We start from the raw sequence: 1981 nt of genomic DNA on the forward strand, positions 1-1981 counted from the left end.
CGTTAATAGTATGCAGATTGATATTAACAGCAGACTTATCGCACTCATCGGCACGCCTCTGAGCCAGTCATTCGCAGCTAGAATGCAGAACTCAGCGTATCAGGCCGCAGGCTTCAACATGGTCTATTGTTACTGCGAGGCAGACAGCACACACCTCAAGGAAATAATCGACGGCATCCGCTACATGCCCACGTTCTTGGGCTGCGCTGTAACCAAGCCCAACAAAGAAGCCGTCATGCAGTACCTCGACGACCTCGACCCCCTGTGCAAGAAGATCGGCAGCTCCAACACCGTCGTCAAAACCGAAGGCGGCAAGCTCGTCGGCTACAACACTGACGGCTACGGCGCACTTCGCGACATCAAGGAGCACGGCTGCGTCATCAAGGGTAACACTATGTTCTCGTTCGGAGCTGGCGGAACGGGCAGGAGTGTCTGTCTTGAGCTTGCGGAGGAGGGCGCAAAGAAAATCTACATCTCCTCACGTTCAGAGATGTGCGAGACCCTCAGCGAAGAAATCAACAAGTTCTACCCCGGCGTGTGCGTACCCATCAGGTCAGCAGACGAGGCAGCCATCGCCAAAGCCCTCGAGGAGACTGACGTTGTCCTCAATCTCTCAGGACTCGGCATGCGCGGAAAAGAACAGTACACCTGCGTTGACAAGAAGTACCTCAAGCCCTCGCACGTGTGCTTCGATGCAACCTACAACCCCGCTGAAACGAGATTCCTCAAGGAAGCCGCAGAAGTAGGCTGCTCCACCATCAACGGACTCGGAATGACCCTGTATCAGGGGCTGCGCCAGATTCAGCTCTGGACGGGCGGGAAAGCTGTTCCGCTGGATGTCATGCGCCAGACCCTCATGGACATTCTCGCAGGAAAGTAAGGACATTACCCCCCTTTTCTTCCCCCCTAGCTTAGGGGGGACTGGGGGTCTGTACACAACAGAAGGGAGTAAAAACTATGGCACGCAAATTTTCGTTAGCTTACCTCACAATTCCCGGTGTTGACCCGGTCAACCAGATCAAGATCGCCAAAGAAGCAGGCTATGACTCCGTCAGCCTCCGCACAATTCCGATGCACCTTCCCGGCGAACCCGAGTTCCTGCCCCAGAAAGACCCCGAACTCTTCGCGGCAATCCAGAAGGCACTCAAGGAATACGATATGCCCCTGATGGACATTGAGCTTGCCAGAATCCGCAAGGATCTCGATATCAACGTGTACAAGCCCGCTTTTGAGGCAGCCGCAAAACTCGGAGCTACTGACGTTCTGGGCAGCGTCTGGACACGCGACCGCGCTTGGTACACCGATACCGCCGGCAAAGTCGCCGATATGGCCAAAGAATTCGGCCTGAAGTTCAACATTGAGTTCCTCCCGTGGGCTGGAGTCAGGAATCTTCAGGAAGATATTACCCTGATTGATGACCTCGGCAGGGATAACGTGTTCGTCATGGTCGACACCCTCCACGCAGGCAGAGCAGGCGTAACCGGTGCAGAGCTTGCCAGAACTCCGCGCAAGTACTTCAACTTCATCCACCTGTGCGACGGTCCCGCTCCCGAAGGCGCAGAGTGCAAAGATACCGTACTCGACAACATCAAGGACGACCTTATGCTGTACACCGCACGCGAGGCGAGATTCTACCCCGGCGAAGGCGATGTGAAGATTGCGGACATGATTAAGGCAATGCCCAATATCCCGCTGTCGATTGAGCTTCCCAACCTGAAGGAGATTAAGGCACGCGGAAACCCCGGACACGCTGCAAGATGCCTTGAAGTAGCAAAAGCATACTTTGCCGCTAACGGAATAGACTAGTCATGATGAATCTACCCGAAAGAGTCTCAATCTGCGAAGTCGGACTCAGGGACGGCGTTCAGAACGAGAAAGTTTACCCCAACACCGACCAGAAAATCGAAATCCTGCGCGGGTTCATTGATGCAGGCTACAAAGTTATCGAGGTCGGCTCGTTCATGCACCCCAAGAGAGTCCC

The 1981-nt window shown here is 54.7% G+C and carries 3 protein-coding genes; all 3 read left to right on the top strand.

Annotated features, from left to right (window positions below; translation table 11 throughout):
* A partial coding sequence (locus tag IJT02_08575; GenBank protein ID MBQ7544981.1) for a shikimate dehydrogenase occupies window positions 1–880 on the top strand: 880 nt, incomplete at its 5' end.
* Between the two features lie 77 nt (window positions 881–957).
* Window positions 958–1806 carry a sugar phosphate isomerase/epimerase gene (locus tag IJT02_08580; GenBank protein MBQ7544982.1) on the top strand — a complete coding sequence of 283 codons (849 nt, stop codon included), beginning with the start codon at window positions 958–960 and terminating at the stop codon, window positions 1804–1806.
* A gap of 2 nt (window positions 1807–1808) precedes the next feature.
* Window positions 1809–1981: hydroxymethylglutaryl-CoA lyase (locus IJT02_08585; GenBank protein ID MBQ7544983.1), on the top strand; the 173-nt coding region annotated here is incomplete at its 3' end.

The organism is Synergistaceae bacterium (assembly GCA_017450125.1).
GTDB lineage: Bacteria > Synergistota > Synergistia > Synergistales > Aminobacteriaceae > JAFUXM01.